Source organism: Photobacterium aquimaris, assembly GCF_002954455.1.
GTDB classification, from domain to species: Bacteria; Pseudomonadota; Gammaproteobacteria; order Enterobacterales; family Vibrionaceae; genus Photobacterium; species Photobacterium aquimaris.
The window spans coordinates 1221056-1241371 of sequence record NZ_MSCC01000001.1; the positions used below are offsets into that span (position 1 = coordinate 1221056).

A 20316-nucleotide genomic window follows, 5' to 3' on the forward strand; every position below is an offset into this window, starting at 1 on the left:
ATTATGATTGGCTTTGATTCAGAAAAACTGCAGGAAACGTTATTAGACCTTCAGCGTAGTCAAGAACGAGAAAATCAATTACGGATAGAAAATGCCGCAATTCTTGAAGGCGTTTCCGCAATGGCGGGTGCAAATAATAAACGACAGGTATTTAATAGTTTATTAGCTGTACTAAGAAAGTTCATTGCATTTGATAATGCGATTGTTTTAACTCGTGATGACGAAGCATCAGATTTACATGTGCTAATGAGTACTGTTACTAATCTGGATTTTAATTATTGGCAAGTAGGTAGCACTTTTAATCGCTGTATTAATGGTGAATGTATCGCTTTATATTCTCCTAAAGATGTTGAAGAATTTAAAAATAAAAGCCATGAACTATTAACCATTTGTAATTCAAGTTTAATCACAGGTGTAAAAATCAGCTCAGGGGATGCTATGATCATTCTGATGAGCTCAGAAAAAGGTCATTTTACTTCTAGTTGTCGACGAGTTTTAAATCGATTCAGGCCGTTACTTGAACGAGCCATCATAGATATTGATTATCGAGAGCGACTACAATCATTAGTTACAGTACGCACACAAGAACTTACATATAGCCAACAGCGCTTTAAAGATTTTGCACGTACAGTTGGCGATTGGTTCTGGGAAATAGATACTGATTATAATTTTAGCTATATATCCGCATCGCATGTAGCTAACCACTTAATAGATAAAGATAATATCATGGATATCTTTGATGGCCATGACGATTTTAAACAACAATTCTGTGAACAGTTACAAAAAGATCAGTCGTTTGAAGATCTTGAATGGCAATTAGTCATTGATGGTAAAGAACAATGGTTAAGCTTTAGTGGTACGCCTTATTACAATAAGCGAGGATTACTACTTGGTTATCGTGGTACTGCAAAAAATATAAGTATTCGAAAAAAAAGATTATTTGATCTACAACAAGCCCGCCAACAAGCAGAATCAGCAAATAAAGCAAAATCACAATTTATCGCAATGATGAGCCATGAGATACGGACACCATTAAATGCCGTACTAGGTTTAATGGATCTATTGTCATCATCAGGTTTGGAAAATGAACAGCAGCAATGGCTGGGGCAAATGGAGCAATCTGCTCATTTATTGCTAACTATTATCAATGATATTCTTGACTTGTCTCGTATTGAGTCTGGTAGTTTTGAGTTATTCAATAGTAATATTAATTTCTCAGATAGTATTACTTTAGTTAAAAATCAGCTTCAGCCAGAAGCTAATAAAAAAAATATACTTTTAGAGTGTGAAATTGATGAGTCAATTCCTGAGTATATTTATGCTGATAAAAACCGTATCATCCAAATCATGTTTAACCTTATTGGTAATGCGATTAAGTTTACAAATGTAGGCTCAGTTAAAATTGTAGCAACTAAAGTTGAGAATGATATTGAAGTATCGGTGTTTGATACTGGAATTGGTATTGCTAATGATGCTCTGAACAGTCTCTTTAATCCATTTCATCAAGCTGATGGTAGCATTACACGTAAGTATGGTGGTACCGGTTTAGGTCTAACAATCAGCCAACTACTGATTAAAAAAATGAAAGGCAACATTTCAATTAAGAGTGAGCTTGGCGCCGGTAGTTGCTTTACGATAAGAATTCCAATTCAACCAGCAATAATTAAAAAAGAACAGCTAATAGAAATAAAACCGACTAAATTAACTCATTCGCTGAATATATTACTTGCAGAAGATAGTCCAACAAACCAGCTTGTTGCTAAGCTAATGTTAGAGCGGCGAGGACACAAAGTTACTATAACTAATCACGGCGAAGAGGCAGTTTTAAAACTGTTACAGTGTCACAAACTGTTTGATTTAGTATTAATGGACATATCAATGCCAGTTTTAGATGGTTTGGAAGCAACTAAATACATCAGAAAGCTCAATATTGATACACCAATCGTAGCATTAACTGCAAATGCCATGCAAAATGATCAAATTATGTACCAGCAAGCAGGAATGAATGGATTTTTAGCTAAGCCAATACGGCCTGAAGAATTAGATAAAATGCTTATTAAGTACCAAAACCAATCAATGACTCATTAAATGTTTCATGCATAGAATCAAATATTCAAAGTAGAAAGATAATCAAAACTGTCGTAAAGGCAGTTTTGATCTATTAGTAATTAACATCTAATTTAAGTACCAAGCAAAATGAATTGTGCGGCAGTATTTAAATTAGATGTTAATTACCATATTTTATGGTAAATAGCTAATACTGTTAAATAGGTATAGTTACTAATAGGTCTATAGTTAAAGGGGAGGTAACGAAGGCATCAGTTTAGATAATCTAGGTCATGTATCTTGTAACCCAATACTCTATTTAACATAATATACATAATGCGCACTTTGGTTGTAAGTCCCATTTAGAAATGTCCGGTTTTAACCCGTTAGAAATGTCATGTTGAACTATCTTCAGATCATAGGTTTTGCTATGAACTGGAATCAATAAATGTTGCTCACTATGACTGAAAATGAATTAAGCCGAATCAAAATTATTCAAGATGTTTGTGATAAACAAATAACTGGTGTTGAAGCTGCTCGCCGACTGAACTTGAGCTGTCGTCAAGTATCACGATTAGTAAAACGCTTTACTCAGTTCGGTGCTGGCGGATTACTTTCACAACAACGCGGCGTGCCAAGTAATCATCGTTATGATGATAATCTTAGGCTGCGTATTTTAAACCTGATCCACGAATATTACGCGGACTTCGGACCCACATTGGCGCGTGAAAAATTGATTGAACGTCACGGCATTAAAATTGGATTAGAAACCTTACGTCAATGGATGATCGCAGATGGCCTTTGGGTACCACATTTCAAACGTAAGCCTCGTGTTTATCAACCGCGACATCGACGCGATTGTTATGGTGAATTAATTCAGATAGATGGCTCACATCATGATTGGTTTGAAGGCCGCAGTAACAAATGTTGTTTGTTGGTTTTCATTGATGATGCCACCGGCAAACTGATGAACTTACGTTTTAGCGAAACAGAATCTGCGTTTGATTACATGGTTGCCACGCGTGAATATGTTGAACATCATGGCAAACCCACTGCTTTTTACAGTGATCGGCATGCGGTATTTCATGTCGTAAACGGGATGCGAAAACCAACCGTGTGACTCAGTTTGGTCGTGTTTTACATGACTTAAACATTGAATTGATTTGCGCCAACAGCTCTCAAGCCAAAGGTCGTGTTGAACGTGCCAACAAGACCTTACAAGATCGCTTAGTCAAAGAAATGCGTTTACAACACATTGATAATATTGAAAAAGCTAATCCGTGGCTCCCCGACTTTATCCTTGATTTTAACCAACGTTTTGCCAAAGCTGCTCAATATCCTAAAGATATGCATCGGCCATTACGTGAATCGACAGATGAATTACACGATATTTTTGCGTGGCAAGAGCCAAGAAAATTATCAAAGTCACTGACATTTCAATATGACAAAGTTATTTATTTAATTGATCCAACCGAAGAAAATCAACGACTTGTGCATCAAATTGTTAAAGTTCTAGATCGCCCAGATGGCACCATTGCCATTCAATACGGACATCGTAAATTAGAATTTAAAGTATTTGATAAGCTCGAAGATGTTGACCAAGGTCAGGTGATCGATAATAAACGTTTGGGCGCAGTATTGAAATTTGCCCAGGCGAAACAGCAACAATATGACCAACAACAAACACGTAGTCGCAGTAAAAAAGCCCCCAAACGAACCGCCCAACAGCGAGTAATCCGTCAACTTGAAGCCATCAATCCTGTGTTAGTTCACCCTGAACATAAACCCAGCACCAGAAAAAAGCCGTGACTTCCCTACTCTATAACCCCAATTTCACCACAATGAACCACCTTAAAAGGAGACATTTTAATCGGGGAATAATGATGTAGCTCCCAAGGTAAAGTGTCTCTTTTTTGCAAAGCTAAAATGTCCTGTTTTTCTATAGTGATCAGTATCTACTGATCAATGTGAGTTAAACAAAATATGTTGGTGACCATGAATGACAAAGAGATATTTCGCTTAGGTACAATTCGTGATGTTTGCGAAAAACGGATCAGACGCAAAGATGCTGCTCAGCTTCTTAATGTCAGTGTTCGTCAGGTTCAACGATTAATAACACGCTATCGAGATCTTGGTGCTGCGTCGCGGACAATCACTAGGCAATAAAATTAATGCTGATATACGACATCAATGTTTAAATCTCATCCACGAATATTACTCAGACTTCGGACCCACGTTAGCGCGTGAAAAACTGATTGAACGTCACGGCATTAAAATTGGATTAGAAACTTTACGTCAATGGATGATCGCAGATGGCCTTTGGGTACCACATTTCAAACGTAAGCCTCGTGTTTATCAACCGCGTCATCGCCGTGATTGTTATGGTGAGTTAATTCAGATAGATGGCTCACATCATGATTGGTTTGAAGGCCGCAGTAACAAATGTTGTTTGTTGGTTTTCATTGATGATGCCACCGGCAAACTGATGAACTTACACTTTAGCGAAACAGAACGAGATGCCAAAACCTTACAAGATCGCTTAGTCAAAGAAATACGTTTACAACACATTGATAATATTGAACAAGCTAATGCGTGACTCCCCGACTTTATCACTGATTTTAACCAACGTTTTGCTAAAGATGCTCAATATCCTAAAGACATGCATCGACCATTATGCGAATCGATAAAATCCAATATGGTTATTGCAAATATGGATTTACACACACGCAGTAAAAAAAACTTCTACTTCCACCTACCTTATTCTTCATTTCTATCTCTAGTTTTGTTTGTTTCTCCATCAACTATCTTGTATTCCTAATATCAATAAATAACACCTTAATACTTAAAAGCTAGACAATAAGGTATAGATGGCTTAAATATTACTCCTGAAAATCATTCAAACTATCGTGTTAATATCGATTTTATGTTAGTTATACTTGTTTCACAATTGCATATTTAGCTGTTTTGTATAAAATACTAAGACGCTTTATCCATTTCGGTATGGTGTATTTGATGACAATTTGGCTATCGATTTATAGCTAAAACTGATAGATAAGAATAATAATGAACGATGAAGTAAACGACGATTGTAAACGTATTGGGCGTTTCGATGTTGATTTTGCACGTAGAACCATAACTCGAATTAGTGATGGTGCTTTTATTAAAGCCTCACGATCAGAAACCTTAATTTTTACTCTTCTTGCTGAAAAAGCGAATAATACAATATATAGAGAAGTATTATTAACTGACTGCTGGCAAGGAAAAGTTGTGACTAACAATTCTTTAACTGTCGCAATCAAAAACTTACGAACTGCTTTTGCAAAAATCGGTGAGCATAAAATAATAACTACAGAGCCAAAGCTGGGTTATTGTATTAGACAATCAGCGCTTATTGATGATGGTTCTCACCCTCCTAAAAATAATGATATTATTTGTGATGAGAGTGATGTACAACCAATTATTTTTAAAGAAGAAGTAGAAAATAAAGAGCCGTTAAGCTTATCAAATAAAGTAAAAACAGATGTGGTGCCACCCAAATGTAATATTAACTTGTTTGAAATTATTGTAGGAATAATATTTTTCTTTACAACGTTAATAATTTGTTATCGTTTCCTGTTTTTCATGGATACGACTTCTGTTGAAGGGTTACCGGTTATTTATAATGGTGTTGATTTACCAAAACCAGTACAAAATGCTATTTTACAGAATGACAATAGTAGCATAAGTAGATGGTATGCGTTCCCTATTAGTAAATCATGTAATTACTACCAATTATTTAGTGTAAGTAATGGTCAATTTATTAATTACTCATCTACTATTAAGCAGGAAATTTGTAGTGTTAAATAAAGCGCTTATTGGTATTGTTAGTGCTCTTGTATTTTTAATGATACAGGCAATAATAAGCTCTGTTAATACCAAAGCTTCATATGAATTCTCAGTAAAGAATACTATTGAATTAAAAGAAATATTGAAAATAAAATTGAATGACGGGCATGCATCGATTTCATTTTTACCTAATGGAAAAGATGCTTACCCTAGCCGCTTTGATGGCTTATTTTTACGTTTTCAAAACCATTATTATTTATTAGGTTTTGAGCATATTGGTAAAAATAACTCTCAGCTAATGTTTAATAGTTTTTTTATTGATTCACTGCGTACAGGTAGCGCTATTTATATATCAGGTTCTACTTATTTTTGTAGTAATAATAACGCACCTAATGTGTTATTAGGCAAAAGAATAGTTAATTAAATAATAAGAGCCATGAATGTGGCTTTTATTTTAAGTAGAAATAAAAAGTTATAGTGCATTAGAATTAATAGTTCACTCATTACCATCTAATTGATATTATTAGTATTCAATTAGGAGTATTTATGGCTATTACTATTAGAGATATCGAGCAGCATCACTACATGATTGAAGCATTAAAATCTCTGACAGAAACAAACGTAACAACAAAAGCATTAATTAAAGGTGGTTATTTAGCCGTTGAAATAGGTGAAAAATTAGAAAAAGAGACTATTCGACGCCAACAAGCAGAAAATGAACTTATTGAATTAAAACAAAAAATTTCGATATTCATTAATAGCAAAGAAGAATTAATAAAATCTATTCGATAATAATATAGCCCAAGATGATTATTCTTGGGCTAATTAGTTTTATCACTTATAACTAACTCCTCAAACCCAGTTTGAGGGTCATAGTCTCGAGAGAAAGTCATATTGTTAAACGCGACCATACATAGTTCAGTAGTATAAGAAACAATACAACCAGGCATCAGATGTCCTCCATAAACATTCCCTTTCCTATCCGCAACTGAAATATGAACATGAATATGTTGGGGAGTTAATGTTCCGGATAATGTTATAATCTCTAAGGGGCCAGTTATATTAAGCGTGTTCTTCTCATTAGCTAATCGAATATTAGCATGCGATAAACATCCGACACCTGTTAATAATGATCCCGCTTGAATACCATTTACTTTAACAAGCTCTAGTAGCGAATTACGTAAATCATCCCCTTTGACCAATCGTTTTGCATAAGGTGTTATCATTGATGACCTTTTATATAAATAAAAACGTTACCTTTATAGGTAACGTTTCATTATTAAATTAATTATGCCCTTTTTCCACGTTTTGATGTTGGTGTATTGTGCGGAAAAACATTTTTTATACGTTGTTTTACTTTATTTGGAATTGTTTTTGAAAAATCAAATTTAGTCGCAAATCGTGTTTTATATACTTTAATTCGCCCAGAAAATGGTTCTTTATGTGCGATTTCTTGACAAGATTTTTGAAATCCCGTTGGTACTTGTCCTTTTGACTTAATGAGTTCGCCATCTTTAAACTCGAGCACCATTATAGGGCGATCCTTAAACACAAGAAAAACAACCACAATAGCTAATAAAAGAACATATTCCATTACACACTCCCTAATAATCAAATTAAACTGAAAGAGAAGTACCAACGACTAAATCAAAAAGTATTTTACTCAAAAGAATCTGAATTAAGTTGTTGGTTAAAATCATTTTTTAAATCAGATTCTTTTTGACTAGCTTGCTCTGTGCGAGAGCTTTCGCTGATCAAATACTCAATAGTATCCGACAATGTTGAACCTAACTCTTGTGACTTTTCAGCTAGCTTTTCCCAAACTCGGTAATCTAAGTCAATAGATTTCTTTCTTGTATGTTTCTGTTCTGAGTTAAAATGTCGCTTTCGTTTAGCACGAATAGCTTGTTTTAATTTATTCTCTAAAGTACTAGCCATATTATTATCAATCCACTCGATAACTTTGGTTGGCTCATGCTCAAGATCAAGTAATATTTTTATTGCACCATCCGCTTCACTTTGATCTACAAAGCTTGTTATTGCCTCTCCTTCTTTCCATTTTTTAACCAAATAAGTCCATTTCCAACCTGCTTCAAGGTTCTCAAGTTGCTGATATTTCATAGGATTGATAGTTCTCAAACTATTTAGACTGGATGTTACAGTGTAACTCTATAGAGGTAAAATAACAATCTCTTCGCTAAATATTAAATCACCTTAATATTGAAATTTAAATATAGACGATAAGTGTCTATTATGAGCCCTTTGATTGCTTTATACTGCACATCTTTTCACAGTAACAATAGAAATCATAAATTTATGCATGAAGAATCTTGGCGTAACATGTTTCCTGATTACAGCCCATATCAGCACGTTTTAGATCAATATGATGATTTAAACCCTACTCTGGTTGGCATTCTCCAATCTCGCCTATCAGATGCAGTACGCCGCTTCACCGCGATGAATTTACAGCCACGCATTCTACGCATTACGGCTTCTGATAACACCTTATATCGTGATTACATTATTGAATTGCTAAAAAAAAGCATTAACAAATCAAGTAATAATAATGAAAATAATGTAACACAGCCGATTATCATTGCAGGTGACAACGTCACTCATGAAAAGCTTTTTGGCGCAGTCTACCCAGCTAAAAGCGGTGAAACGCAATCTCAATTAAAACATGGCCTCTTACATCAAGCACATAACGGTTATCTTGTTTTATCGATTACTGCTATTTTAAGTGATCCAAGCTTATGGCCACAATTAAAAAATGTACTAACGAATGGCCAGCTTGAATGGCGTCCAATATCAAATAAGCACCTTTATAACCTACCAGCACCAGAAAGCGTTAATGTGAAGCTTGTGATCATTGGTGAGCGTTATCTGATGGCTGAACTTGATACTGCAGAACCTGATTTAAGTGACGGCTTGGCAATGTATGGTGAGTTTGAACAAGATTTATTGTTAAACGAAGCAACGCTAACAGATTACTTGAGCTATATTAAAGGCATTACCCATCAATATGGTTTACCACCACTTGCTGATTCTGATGCAATTCACGCTGTATTGCAGGCAGGTGCTCGACATGCTGAAGATCAAACACGATTGCCATTATGCCCATTATGGCATTTGAATTTGTTATCAGAAGCCGCTGTAGAGTCTGAAGGCGATCCAATCACTGCACTGCACATTAAAGCCTCACTAAGAGCAAAAGAATATCGAGAGTCATACTTACCTGAGCGTGCAATTGCAGATATCCATCACGGCCAAGTTTTAATCGCAACTGAAGGTGAAGAAGTAGGACAAGTAAATGGCTTAACCGTCGTTGAAATGCCTGGCCATCCTAGTGCTTATGGCGAACCTGCTCGTATTTCTTGTGTGGTTCACTTTGGTGATGGCGATATTGCTGATGTTGAACGCAAAGTTGAACTTGGCGGAAACATTCACGCAAAAGGCATGATGATTATGCAAGCCTTTGTTGCTACAGCGCTTGATTTAGACCAAGCGCTTCCCTATTCGGCATCTATTGTTTTTGAACAATCATATTCTGAAGTCGATGGTGACAGTGCATCTCTTGCTGAACTTTGTGCCCTTATGTCAGCATTATCATCACAACCTATCAATCAAGAGGTTGCTGTTACAGGTGCAGTAGATCAATTCGGTCGTGTACAAGCGGTTGGCGGTATTAATCAGAAGATTGAAGGTTTCTATAAGGTTTGTGTTCATCGAGGCCTTACTGGCAATCAAGGCGTTATTTTACCGCACACCAATCTATCAAGCTTGTGTTTAAATGATGAAGTGATTGAAGCAATTAAAGCAAAACAATTCCACGTATGGGCTGTAAATAATGTTGATGAAGCAATTCCTCTTCTTACTAACAAACCTTTCCGTAGTGAAAATGAAGAAGATGAAACTATCCTCTCTTTAATTGAAGAGCGTATTGATTTTTTCCATCATGGTGATCTTTCTAACGAAGTTGGTATTGTTAATCGAATTAAATTTGCCATTTCTAACTGGTTGGGCCAGAACTGATCCGAGTTGTTTAGCTTACACGTGTAAGCTAAATTGCTAGCATACTTTTGAAGGAGTAAACGATTCTAATGACACGCCAGAATTCTTATACACACGAAGAACTAGTTGCATGTGGTAAAAGCGAGCTATACGGTCCTGAATTTCCATCACTACCAGTAGATAATATGCTGATGATTGACCGTGTTGTTAATATCTCTGCTGAAGGTGGAGACCACGGCAAAGGATTTATCCATGCGGAATTAGATATCAATCCTGATCTATGGTTCTTCAACTGCCATTTCATTGGTGATCCAGTTATGCCTGGTTGCCTTGGTCTTGATGCAATGTGGCAACTTGTTGGTTTCTTCCTAGGCTGGTCAGGTGGCGAAGGCAAAGGTCGTGCACTCGGTGTAGGTGAGGTTAAATTCACTGGTCAAGTATTACCAACAGCGAAAAAAGTAACTTACGATATTCAACTTAAACGTGTTATCAACCGTAAGCTTATTATGGGCGTTGCTGATGGCCGCGTACTTGTTGACGGTAAAGAAATCTACGTCGCTAAAGATCTTAAAGTAGGTCTGTTTAAAGATACCGACAACTTTTAAGTTTTTTCCAGTTTAAATTCCCAAGCTCTGAAGCCTGCTTCAGAGCTTTTTTTTATCTCATATTTATATGTCCACCAGCAAACGCCGCGAAATATAAACATGGCTGTTTTTTAACAATTGCCATCTTACCTAGCAATCTCAACCAAGAAAAAAAGTATAAGATTGCATTTCACAAAGGGTAAACAAACCTTAACTTATAAATATGATGGCAATCATCACTTTTTATACAATAAAAAGCCCCTTCTCCTAAGGGGCATCAGAAAGGTTAACCATGAGGGAGGTTATCTTATTTATAGAGACCTTGTTGCATTTCCTCTCTTGCGTCTCGCCAACCGCCTAACCAATTCGTACGGGCGTCTGTACCGTTGTACGGACAATCATCTGTAGAACGGCCATTCAAACCGGCTTGATAACCTCGAGCTTGTGCGCGTTCTAAACGATCCCGCTTTTGTCTCTTCATAGTTCGATCCTCATTCCTTATCTGTTTGGTACTTTCATTACAATAAAGTAATGCAGGAGTGTGATAACTCCTTTATTAAAAATGGGTCAAATTTCGAGATTGATCAAGCCTAAAAACAAAACGGGCTCACAATTTGTGAGCCCGTTGCAAATAAACAATTTAATTAATAAATTATTTTCTTCTTCTGAAACCAATAAAGCCAAGTGCTGTCAAAGCTAAAATGCCTAGAGAACCGCCTGAGCGCTTATAAGGTTGATCTTCATCTTTTGCACGGGGTTGAATAACTGCATCAGTATTTTTAGGTACTAACTTAACAACAACCTGTTGCTCATCACCATTACAAGATGCAAGTTGACTTAAATTCTCATAACCACCAGCACAATAGAACGCTGTAGCTGAAATCACGCCAGCATTATTAATACCAGTTGCATTCATAATACGGTATGAGTTAGCAACAGAGTTAGCAGCACCGCCATCATTGGTTAAATCATCAAGCATCCAAGCTCCACCAGTCGTTAACGGACCTTGAGCTGTACCATTGATATAAGTAAAAGCACGATGACGCGCTTCAGCACCGTTACTTGCTTCTGCATCAACCCAACCGACAACTTGACCATTATTATTGATCGCAGCCGCGTTACTGTTTGAGTCTTTAAAGAACAGTGAAGGTGCTAATTGATCAAAGAACTTAGCATCGCCCTGACCTACTTGATAGATAAATGCACGTTGTGGCTTTGTACCATTACCTTTTGCATCACCAACAATCACAGAACTACTATTAACACCATTTGCCATCGTGTAAGTAAAATCACGATCATCTCCTGGTTTAATATTCAAACCAGGAATAGGTGTCGCAGTCCATGACGCTAAACTACTATCCTTAGGAGTGAAGTAAGTCGCTTGCATTGCATAGAAGTCATCTCTGACATCTGCAGTAGAGTAACCTACAGCAATTGGAGTGTCGTCACCCTTTAGTGCAACTGCTTGTGCCGATGCTTGGAATGATAACGCTTCATTGTCTTTATCAATTACAGCTAAACCCGCACGATTATCACCACTACCTGCCGTAATTGCACTTGCAGCTATCGATGTCTTGCTACCATTAGCATCAACGATCCAAAATGCAGCTTCGTTAGCAAATGTACTAAATTGACATTCCCAATTAACGTATAGATTATTAGATGGACTAATCGCACACTGCTTAAGTTTGTTAAAATCTAAACCTTTTGAGCTATCTTTTAATATATCATCAACGTTTGGTAATTTATTCGTATCTTCACGGAATTTACCATCGCGATCTTGAGCATAAAAGCTTGGCGCATAAGATGATGAACCAACAACAAGTAGATTACCGTCCTTCATAGCAACAGCAGCATTCGCTTGAGTTTGTCCCATATTTGAAACAAGTTCATTCGATGTCGTTACAGGCGCTAATTGAACAGATTTATCATTTACATTAACAAAACCACGTTTGCTAAATGCTCTTGGCTTACCCGTGGCATTTTCAAATAATGCCGATGATGTAATACCATAAACAAAATCAGTACCTACAGCACCTTTAACAATACTATCTGTGGTATTTGCAACAATTGAACCTAGATTCTCTTTTTGCGTGCCATCATACCCAGCAATCGTAGATGCAAATGAAGTAGTTGGTATGCCATCAACTAAACCTTGAGTATTAGAATGGTAGCCATTAATCCAAGCTGCTTGTTTTTTCTGTAAGCCACCTAAACCTTGACCATTCCATACATCATCTTCAGAATAATCACGTCCAAAAAACTGATTGTCGGCCCATGAATCACAAATCCCATAACCAAGATTGTTTTCACAATAGTAGCGTAATTGAGATTGCGTTGTTATGTCTTGGCTATTTTGATTATACGGCGTGGTATCTGCAATCGGTGTACCTTCTGAACCACGACTTGCTTTACTCGTCACGTTATACGCTTCAGTTGTACAATCTGCTGTAAAACAACTTGCATCAGTACCTGAGTCTTGAATGCCTGTACTTGAATATACAAGTGGAGCACCAGATTGCGCATTATCAAAATAAGGCAGATCCTTTAATGTACTATTCTGATCAACAGGTACAACCGTATACACAGCAGCATTGGCTTGTGAAGCACCAGCAATTAAAATCGCAAGTGTAGAAAGCTTTAAAATCTTATTTGGCATTAGGGTTCCTTTACATCGCGTCCAGCTCTTCCCATCGTTCAAATGCTACTTCAAACTCTTGTTCTAACTTGGCTAAAGCTGTTAGTGTCGCTTGAGTATCATTCTTCGGATCCGAGAAGAACGCAGGATCATTAACTTGTTCCTGCAATTTTGCGATTTCATTTTCTAAGTCTTCAATTTTTTGCGGTAAAGCAGCTAGCTCATGTTGAAGTGTAAAAGATAACTTCTTACCTGCACGTTTAGGTGTCGCTTGTTGCTGTTTCTGTTCTTGATCAGCTTTTTTCTTTTTTGCTAATTCAATTTGAGCAGCCTGCTCTTTTGCTTGATTGGCATAAGAATTAGCGCGCTGAGATTGAGCATCATGGTAACCGCCAATGTATTCGTTAACAACGCCATTACCTTCAAAAATCCAGCTTGTAGTCACAGTATTATCAACAAATTGACGATCGTGACTTACTAAAAGTAATGTCCCTTGATAATTGGCAAGAATATCTTCTAAAAGTTCCAATGTTTCGATATCTAAATCGTTTGTTGGTTCATCGAGTACCAATAAATTATTAGGTTTAAGGAACAATTTCGCCAATAATAAACGGTTTTTCTCACCGCCCGATAGCGCTTTAACCGGAGTACGAGCACGACGTGGGTGGAATAAGAAATCCTGTAAATAACCTAACGCATGACGTGTTTTACCGTTAATAGTTACTTCTTGCTTACCGTCAGCAAGGTTATCCATTACCGTTTTCTCTGGATCTAGAATTTCACGGTATTGGTCAAAGTAAGCTACTTCTAATTTAGTACCACAATGGAAGTCACCTTCTGTTGCTTGTAATTTATCAAGCATCACTTTAATCAGCGTACTCTTACCACAACCGTTAGGACCAATTAATGCAATACGATCGCCACGCATAACATTAAAGCTAAAGTCTTTAACGATTTGCTTATCACCGTAACTATAACCGATATTTTTAGCCTCAAAGACAATCTTACCTGAACGGTTAGCATCTTGTAGCTGCATATCAGCCTTACCGACAACGTCACGACGCTCACTGCGTTCATTACGTAATGCTTTAAGTGCACGTACGCGACCTTCATTACGGGTACGACGAGCTTTGATACCTTGACGGATCCAGACTTCTTCTTGTGCCAGTTTCTTATCAAATAACGCGTTTTGTTCTTCTTCTACGCGAAGTAATTCAGCTTTCGCTTCTAAGTAACCTTCATAGTCACCAGGGAAAGACACTAATTGACCACGATCTAAGTCGATAATACGAGTCGCCATTGAACGAATGAATGCACGGTCGTGAGAAATAAAGATAATTGAACCACGGAAATCTTTAAGGAAACCTTCTAGCCATTCAATGGTCGTCACGTCAAGGTGGTTCGTCGGCTCATCCAATAATAGAATATCAGGATCACATACAAGCGCACGCGCAAGTGCTGCTTTACGTTGCCAACCACCAGACAGGTCGGTTAATAAAGTATGTGGTTCTAGTTTTAAACTTTCTAGTACTGCGGCAATACGTGTATCAAGCTGCCAACCATTATGATGATCAACTTGTTCTTGAATACGTGCTAACTTATTAATGTTTGCTTCACTAGGATCTTCTGTTACCAAATCTAACTGGTGATGATATTCACGCAATACACGACCAGCATCAGCAAGGCCTTCTGCAACATAATCAAATACAGAACCTTCAGCATTACGTGGTGGATCTTGTTCTAAGCGTGAAACTACTAGCTCGTTTTGACGTTGAATACTACCGTCATCAAGTAATACCTCACCAGCAATCACTTTCATTAATGTCGATTTACCTGCGCCATTACGACCAACAAGACAAACACGTTCATGAGAATGAAGAAGAAATTCTGCTTTATCAAGTAAAGCATGATCGCCATAGGCCAGTTGGGCGTTACTGATTTTAATTAGTGCCATCTTTTTTAACCAAGCTCATTAGTAATTAACCATGCTGCTATCCTATTTCGATCAAACGGCCAATGTAGTTCTGGCTTTGAAATAGTGTGATCATCATGATTTGAAATTGAGAGTACGGGTATTGTTACACCGTAACGAGAGAATAATGCATCGTCAAAGGCAATATCAACGATGCTTACTTGATGCTGCACCCCCATCTCCACCAGCAAACTATAAGCTTGCTCGCAGAGATGACATCCTTGTGTGCTATAAAGTGTGATTAACACTTAGTCTTCCTTGTGGGTAATAATCCAACAGTTATGGATTTGCTTATTCTTAGCGAAATCAAGTGGTAATGTCTTATCTGAAATATTCTTAGCGTGTAGACCAAGTTCAGTTAATTTCTCAAGATCCATCTTGAAATGACGCTTATTGTTCGAAAATACAATTTGTCCATCTGGACGTAGCATACGCTTTAGATTTTCCATCAACATGATGTGATCACGTTCAATGTCAAATGTCTGCTTCATACGCTTAGAGTTTGAGAACGTTGGTGGATCGATAAAAATCAGATCAAACGTATCATCAACTTCTTGTAACCATTGTAAACAGTCAGCTTGAACAAACTCATGTTGATTACCTACTTGATTATTAAGCTCCATGTTCTCTTGAGCCCAACGCAAGTACGTATTTGACATATCAACCGTTGTTGTCGACTTAGCACCGCCGACTGCTGCATGAACCGTTGCCGAGCCGGTGTAAGCAAATAAGTTAAGGAAATCTTTCCCTGCTGCCATTTTACCTAGCATACGACGTGTAATACGGTGATCTAAGAATAAACCAGTATCAAGGTAATCATAAAGATTCACTTTAAATTTAATACCGTATTCATCCACTGTCATGTGACGTTCTGCACTTGATAGCTTTTGATATTGATTACGGCCTTTTTGACGCTCACGTACTTTTAAAATAACTTTATTTGGCTCAACACCTGTTACTTCAATCGTCGCACGTAATACATCCATAATACGACGACGGGCTGTTTCTTCTGAAACCGTCTTTGGTGCCGCGTATTCTTGAATGATAAGGTAATCATTGTATTTATCGATAGCAGCATTGTAGTTAGGAAGATCCGCATCATAAATACGGTAACACTCTACGCCCTCACGCTTAGCCCACTTACCTAACTTGGCAATATTCTTCTTCAAGCGGTTAGCAAAATCTGGTGCTACGTCTTCTTGAACAATAACGCCTTCTTTTTCGCCGTCTTCTTTCTTAACACTACCAGCTGTAATTAAGTATGTTTTCAGTACACAATCTAATGCACCGTTACTTAATTTAAATTGTTTGTCTGCACGCATACGCATACAACTTAGCAATTCATTTGAACCAGAGTAGATAGCTGCAACTGAACCTTCAAAAGCCAGCTTTAAACGGTTACCAAACTCTTTGTATAACGAGATAAGTTCAGATGTTGTACCTAAACGCTCACCGTAAGGAGGGTTACAAAGAATGATACCTGTATCAAAACCTTCAGGACGAATCAGTTGTGTTGCATCACCGTATGCAAAGTCAATCAGACTCTTCACACCTGCACGACCAGCGTTATCACGAGCGATGGCTAATACACGTTGATCCATTTCACGACCAAAGAACTTGGTCGTTACTTTTGATGGACCACGACGCGCTTTCACTGTCGCTTCTGCATGAATTTCTAACCATGCTTCTTTATCAAAGTCTTTAATTGACTCAAAGCCCCAACGCTTACGTTTAAGGCCTGGTGCAATTTCGGCTGCCATCATAGCGGCTTCAATCACTAACGTACCAGAACCACACATTGGATCTAACAATGCTGTTTCTGGTGTCCAGCCACTTTTCATCACTAATGCAGCAGCATGGGTTTCACGTAAAGGCGCACGACCGGCTTCGCTACGGTAACCACGTTGGTGTAAACCGCTACCCGCCATATCTAGGCCAAGGATACCTTTCTCACCAGAAAGTCGCATATGAATACGTAGATCTGGATTTTCACGATCGATATTTGGACGACGCAGATCCGCTTTAGTAAAACGATCAACAATCGCATCTTTGATTTTCATCGCACCGTATTGGCTATTACGGATTTCGCGGTTAGTACCATTGAAATCAACCACAATACGAGTATTGCTATCAAAGTGGCTCATCCAATTAATCGCCGTTGCGCCTAAGTATAAGTCCATATCATCACGGACATTAAACTCACTCAACACTTGGATGATTCGAGAGGAAATACGTGTCCATAGGCAGCAACGATAAGCCATAGCTTGATCGGCTTTAAAACGGACACCGGCATGCACAACTTGAATGTTTTGTGCACCTAATTGTTCTAGTTCATCCGCAAGCAAGTTTTCTAGGCCGCGGGAAGTAATCGCTAAATATTGATTCATGGCGTTCTTTTCACACTAATATTGCGTGGAATTATAACTGAAATCACATTAAATACCTCGCTTTTAGCACAATCAATTCACGAATTAAGTGAAAAAAGCAGCCTTTGATTCCTTATCAACATTCTCACTGACCTATTTGGATAAAAATTCATCGCAATAAAGATAGTTTCTAAAAGAGAACAATAGTGCAAAAAGTATCATTTCCTAGTTTTAAATTTAATACAAAACCAATTAACCACCACAAGAAACAGTAAATAAGCTTATGTATTGATTAAGTAAATTATCAAAAACAAGAATAAAAAAACAATAATTAATTAGAAAAATAAAAACAAAAATACACAAAAGGAATAAATGGAATATGTTCAGACAAATTTAATTCGTCAATTATCGATTGTTATTAAATAAGGAAGTTATTTGATTATATTTGACATTAACAGCAACAAAAACTTCATTTTTCACCATATTCACACAAGATTTACGGTTATTTTTTATACTAAGATGACTATTTTTTAGAACATGATCACATTGCTTTGATCTAATACCACCAGCAAGATCTAGTAGTAGATCGTTATTTAATGAACACATTAATACGATAAAACTGCTACGTAAGGCGGGTCTACCACCGACATAAATAGATAGCACCAATAGATGCGTAACGGTAACGAATATAAAAGTGTGATGACTTAACTAAGTGGGGATTTTTACTTTGATGTAAGGAACAACAATAAAATATAAGAAGGAGTAACAAATGAAATGATGAGACTAATGGACTTAAGAAAACAACCAAAATAAGGGAGCTACATAAGAGTAACTCCCTACCCTACTAACGCAAGATCCATAGGCAATGATCCTGAATAAGGTGAGATGCGATTATTCATAACTCGAATAGTATCTGAAAAATTAAGCTCCTTATCATGATCAAGTTTTATTGGAGTAACATCAGCTAACATGCAGAGACTTGAATTTCCGTCAGTTTCTATAATAATAAACCGCGCATAATCTTCAGTCGTTTTTAAAATAACCACCTCACCCCAATCGAGATCTACACCAACTTGTGGTACAAAAAACCAACTTTTTAGCATCAATGGTTTTTGAAACCTATATACAGCAACTGCATTTAAAGCTAGTTCAGATTTCCGTGCTTCTGATAATGGTAAATCAACCATGCCTTCTTTAAACGTTTGGTAAGCCGCGACATCTGCTACTGTGAAGATTTGATTTGAAATAGATCTTGCTTCGACGGTTAATTGCTTTGCTGGTATAGACACACAAAACAATAATTCACTACCAAGTTCTAGCATTAATGTATTTGTCTTAGTATCAAATTGCCAATACCAAGAATTATCAGGTGTTAACATAACATCCTCTCTAACTTACTATGTGTCTATATTGTAGACAAAATTTTACTTCACCGATGGCAAATTAAAAGAGGAATTTTTTGAAAATACATTAACGTTAAATCTGTATTTTTGTGAGATTTTTGATTTTTATGTGTAAAAAAGCCGAATTGAAAATAATCATCAATTCGGCTTAATCAATAAAATGAACTTTACATCATACAGGTATATTAAAGACCATTAACAATGTCTTTAACTAAGCGAGGACCATGATAAATAAATCCGGTATAAACTTGAACTAATTGGGCACCGGCTTGAATCTTTTCACGTGCAGCCATTGCTGAATCGATACCGCCCACACCAATAATCGGTAGTGCGCCATTCAAAGCAATCGCCATTTTACGAATAACATCAGTACTCTTGTTTTGTAATGGACGGCCACTTAAGCCTCCCATCTCATCACAATGATCCATACCCTCAACCATCGTACGATCTAGCGTAGTATTGGTACCAATAACACCATCAATCTTATTTCGAATGAGTGATTCACATACTTGAACAATTTCTTGATCATCAAGATCTGGGGCGATCTTAAGTGCAAGTGGAACATATTTACCATGCTTTTCGGCAAGCTCTGCTTGTTTTTGCTTTAATTGTGCTAATAAGTCATCTAAAGCTTCACCATATTGTAATGAACGTAATCCCGGAGTATTTGGTGATGAAATATTCACCGCAATATAACCAGCATACTGATAGACTTTTTCCATACAGATTAAATAGTCTTCAGCGCCCTTTTCAATTGGCGTATCTTTATTTTTACCGATGTTAATACCAATAACACCGTCATACGTAGACTTTTTCACGTTCTCAACTAGGTTATCAACTCCAAGGTTATTAAAACCAAAACGGTTGATAATACCCTCTGCTGGAATTAAACGAAATAAACGTGGCTTATCATTTCCTGACTGAGGACGTGGGGTTACGGTACCAACTTCAACAAAACCAAATCCCATCGCGCCAAATGCATCAATACATTCGCCATTTTTATCAAGGCCAGCAGCCAAACCGACAGGATTTTTAAACTTAATACCCATCACTTCAACAGGACGTTCTGGAACATGTTGACGATAGAAGAGATCAAGTGGAGTGCCAGTAAAGCGAGAAAAGTTTTGAATAGCGAGGTCGTGTGCTTTTTCTGCATCCAACTGGAAAATAGCGGATCGTGCGATGCGATATAACATTATAACTCCATTAAAAATCCCGTATAAACGGGGTGGTATTATTCACAGTTATAGTGCTAAATACAATCCCTATTAATTTGATTATTATCAATAAAACAGATACTTATAATTTATGTTAATATTTACAATGAGTTATAAATCGCCCTTATTTAAAATAAATGCCATAAAAAGCAAACGTTTTCGTTGGTGTGTATCAAAAACCATACAACACAACACATTACACACACTTCAGTTACAGGTGTTAACTATTTAGCAACCACCCCATACGTATTTAT

Annotated in this window: 16 protein-coding genes and 2 pseudogenes; 8 read left to right on the forward strand and 10 right to left on the reverse strand. The window is 37.1% G+C overall.

Annotated elements, in window-relative coordinates:
* Nucleotides 1-3 precede the first annotated feature (3 nt).
* From BTN98_RS05345 to BTN98_RS05370, 6 genes and pseudogenes are all read left to right on the forward strand, one after another.
* On the forward strand, nucleotides 4-2088 hold the full coding sequence (locus BTN98_RS05345) for a PAS domain-containing hybrid sensor histidine kinase/response regulator (RefSeq protein ID WP_060998076.1): 2085 nt from the start codon (nucleotides 4-6) through the stop codon (nucleotides 2086-2088).
* A 418-nt stretch (nucleotides 2089-2506) separates the two neighbouring features.
* Nucleotides 2507-3855 (forward strand): annotated as a pseudogene (locus BTN98_RS05350) (ISNCY family transposase).
* Between the two features lie 186 nt (nucleotides 3856-4041).
* Nucleotides 4042-4729, forward strand: a pseudogene (locus tag BTN98_RS05355) (transposase family protein); the annotation flags it as partial.
* 380 nt (nucleotides 4730-5109) lie between these two features.
* Nucleotides 5110-5892, forward strand: coding sequence for a winged helix-turn-helix domain-containing protein (locus BTN98_RS05360; RefSeq protein WP_060998077.1), 783 nt, complete (start codon nucleotides 5110-5112; stop codon nucleotides 5890-5892).
* A complete protein-coding gene (locus BTN98_RS05365; RefSeq protein WP_060998078.1) occupies nucleotides 5882-6295 on the forward strand; it encodes a hypothetical protein in 414 nt (137 codons plus the stop codon). The genes BTN98_RS05360 and BTN98_RS05365 overlap by 11 nt, the downstream gene beginning before the upstream one ends.
* A gap of 122 nt (nucleotides 6296-6417) precedes the next feature.
* Nucleotides 6418-6663: a hypothetical protein gene (locus BTN98_RS05370; protein ID WP_060998079.1), complete on the forward strand. Its 246-nt coding sequence runs from the start codon at nucleotides 6418-6420 to the stop codon at nucleotides 6661-6663.
* Nucleotides 6664-6692: 29 nt separating this feature from the next.
* Here BTN98_RS05370 and BTN98_RS05375 read toward each other — a convergent pair whose 3' ends face one another.
* The 3 genes from BTN98_RS05375 to matP all read right to left on the reverse strand — a co-directional run bounded on the left by BTN98_RS05375 (nucleotide 6693) and on the right by matP (nucleotide 7992).
* Nucleotides 6693-7097, reverse strand: coding sequence for a PPC domain-containing DNA-binding protein (locus BTN98_RS05375; RefSeq protein ID WP_060998080.1), 405 nt, complete (start codon nucleotides 7095-7097; stop codon nucleotides 6693-6695).
* 62 nt (nucleotides 7098-7159) lie between these two features.
* The gene (locus BTN98_RS05380; protein WP_060998081.1) at nucleotides 7160-7465 is read right to left on the reverse strand and encodes a DUF3634 family protein; all 306 of its coding nucleotides are present in this window, start codon (nucleotides 7463-7465) and stop codon (nucleotides 7160-7162) included.
* A gap of 65 nt (nucleotides 7466-7530) precedes the next feature.
* Nucleotides 7531-7992 (reverse strand): macrodomain Ter protein MatP, encoded by a 462-nt coding sequence (gene matP / locus BTN98_RS05385; protein WP_060998082.1) that lies wholly within the window; start codon nucleotides 7990-7992, stop codon nucleotides 7531-7533.
* Between the two features lie 195 nt (nucleotides 7993-8187).
* On the opposite strand from matP, the gene BTN98_RS05390 reads away from it, so the two are divergent.
* Entirely contained in the window at nucleotides 8188-9903 is a 1716-nt protein-coding gene (locus BTN98_RS05390; RefSeq protein WP_060998083.1) for an AAA family ATPase, read from the forward strand.
* 68 nt (nucleotides 9904-9971) lie between these two features.
* Nucleotides 9972-10487 carry a 3-hydroxyacyl-[acyl-carrier-protein] dehydratase FabA gene (fabA, locus tag BTN98_RS05395; RefSeq protein WP_045029019.1) on the forward strand — a complete coding sequence of 172 codons (516 nt, stop codon included), beginning with the start codon at nucleotides 9972-9974 and terminating at the stop codon, nucleotides 10485-10487.
* Nucleotides 10488-10773: 286 nt separating this feature from the next.
* Here fabA and rmf read toward each other — a convergent pair whose 3' ends face one another.
* The 7 genes from rmf to pyrD form a co-directional block, all read right to left on the reverse strand.
* On the reverse strand, nucleotides 10774-10947 hold the full coding sequence (rmf, locus tag BTN98_RS05400; RefSeq protein ID WP_036794667.1) for a ribosome modulation factor: 174 nt from the start codon (nucleotides 10945-10947) through the stop codon (nucleotides 10774-10776).
* 171 nt (nucleotides 10948-11118) lie between these two features.
* Entirely contained in the window at nucleotides 11119-13125 is a 2007-nt protein-coding gene (locus BTN98_RS05405) for a DUF3466 family protein (protein ID WP_060998084.1), read from the reverse strand.
* A gap of 10 nt (nucleotides 13126-13135) precedes the next feature.
* Nucleotides 13136-15058, reverse strand: a complete 1923-nt coding sequence (gene uup, locus BTN98_RS05410; RefSeq protein WP_060998085.1) for an ATP-binding cassette ATPase Uup — start codon at nucleotides 15056-15058, stop codon at nucleotides 13136-13138.
* Between the two features lie 5 nt (nucleotides 15059-15063).
* A complete protein-coding gene (locus tag BTN98_RS05415; RefSeq protein ID WP_060998086.1) occupies nucleotides 15064-15324 on the reverse strand; it encodes a glutaredoxin family protein in 261 nt (86 codons plus the stop codon).
* Nucleotides 15325-17463, reverse strand: a complete 2139-nt coding sequence (gene rlmKL, locus BTN98_RS05420; protein ID WP_060998087.1) for a bifunctional 23S rRNA (guanine(2069)-N(7))-methyltransferase RlmK/23S rRNA (guanine(2445)-N(2))-methyltransferase RlmL — start codon at nucleotides 17461-17463, stop codon at nucleotides 15325-15327.
* 815 nt (nucleotides 17464-18278) lie between these two features.
* Complete coding sequence (locus tag BTN98_RS05425) at nucleotides 18279-18821, reverse strand: cell division protein ZapC domain-containing protein (protein WP_060998088.1); 543 nt, start codon at nucleotides 18819-18821, stop codon at nucleotides 18279-18281.
* 209 nt (nucleotides 18822-19030) lie between these two features.
* Nucleotides 19031-20041 carry a quinone-dependent dihydroorotate dehydrogenase gene (pyrD, locus tag BTN98_RS05430; RefSeq protein WP_060998089.1) on the reverse strand — a complete coding sequence of 337 codons (1011 nt, stop codon included), beginning with the start codon at nucleotides 20039-20041 and terminating at the stop codon, nucleotides 19031-19033.
* Nucleotides 20042-20316 lie beyond the last annotated feature (275 nt).

Bases quoted from the DNA above. Each gene is read 5' to 3' on its own strand.
- BTN98_RS05345 (WP_060998076.1), top strand. From the start codon at position 4: ATGATTGGCTTTGATTCAGAAAAACTGCAGGAAACGTTATTAGACCTT.
- BTN98_RS05360 (WP_060998077.1), top strand. From the start codon at position 5,110: ATGAACGATGAAGTAAACGACGATTGTAAACGTATTGGGCGTTTCGAT.
- BTN98_RS05370 (WP_060998079.1), top strand. From the start codon at position 6,418: ATGGCTATTACTATTAGAGATATCGAGCAGCATCACTACATGATTGAA.
- BTN98_RS05375 (WP_060998080.1), bottom strand. From the start codon at position 7,097: ATGATAACACCTTATGCAAAACGATTGGTCAAAGGGGATGATTTACGT.
- BTN98_RS05380 (WP_060998081.1), bottom strand. From the start codon at position 7,465: ATGGAATATGTTCTTTTATTAGCTATTGTGGTTGTTTTTCTTGTGTTT.
- matP (WP_060998082.1), bottom strand. From the start codon at position 7,992: ATGAAATATCAGCAACTTGAGAACCTTGAAGCAGGTTGGAAATGGACT.
- BTN98_RS05390 (WP_060998083.1), top strand. From the start codon at position 8,188: ATGCATGAAGAATCTTGGCGTAACATGTTTCCTGATTACAGCCCATAT.
- fabA (WP_045029019.1), top strand. From the start codon at position 9,972: ATGACACGCCAGAATTCTTATACACACGAAGAACTAGTTGCATGTGGT.
- rmf (WP_036794667.1), bottom strand. From the start codon at position 10,947: ATGAAGAGACAAAAGCGGGATCGTTTAGAACGCGCACAAGCTCGAGGT.
- BTN98_RS05405 (WP_060998084.1), bottom strand. From the start codon at position 13,125: ATGCCAAATAAGATTTTAAAGCTTTCTACACTTGCGATTTTAATTGCT.
- uup (WP_060998085.1), bottom strand. From the start codon at position 15,058: ATGGCACTAATTAAAATCAGTAACGCCCAACTGGCCTATGGCGATCAT.
- rlmKL (WP_060998087.1), bottom strand. From the start codon at position 17,463: ATGAATCAATATTTAGCGATTACTTCCCGCGGCCTAGAAAACTTGCTT.
- BTN98_RS05425 (WP_060998088.1), bottom strand. From the start codon at position 18,821: ATGTTAACACCTGATAATTCTTGGTATTGGCAATTTGATACTAAGACA.
- pyrD (WP_060998089.1), bottom strand. From the start codon at position 20,041: ATGTTATATCGCATCGCACGATCCGCTATTTTCCAGTTGGATGCAGAA.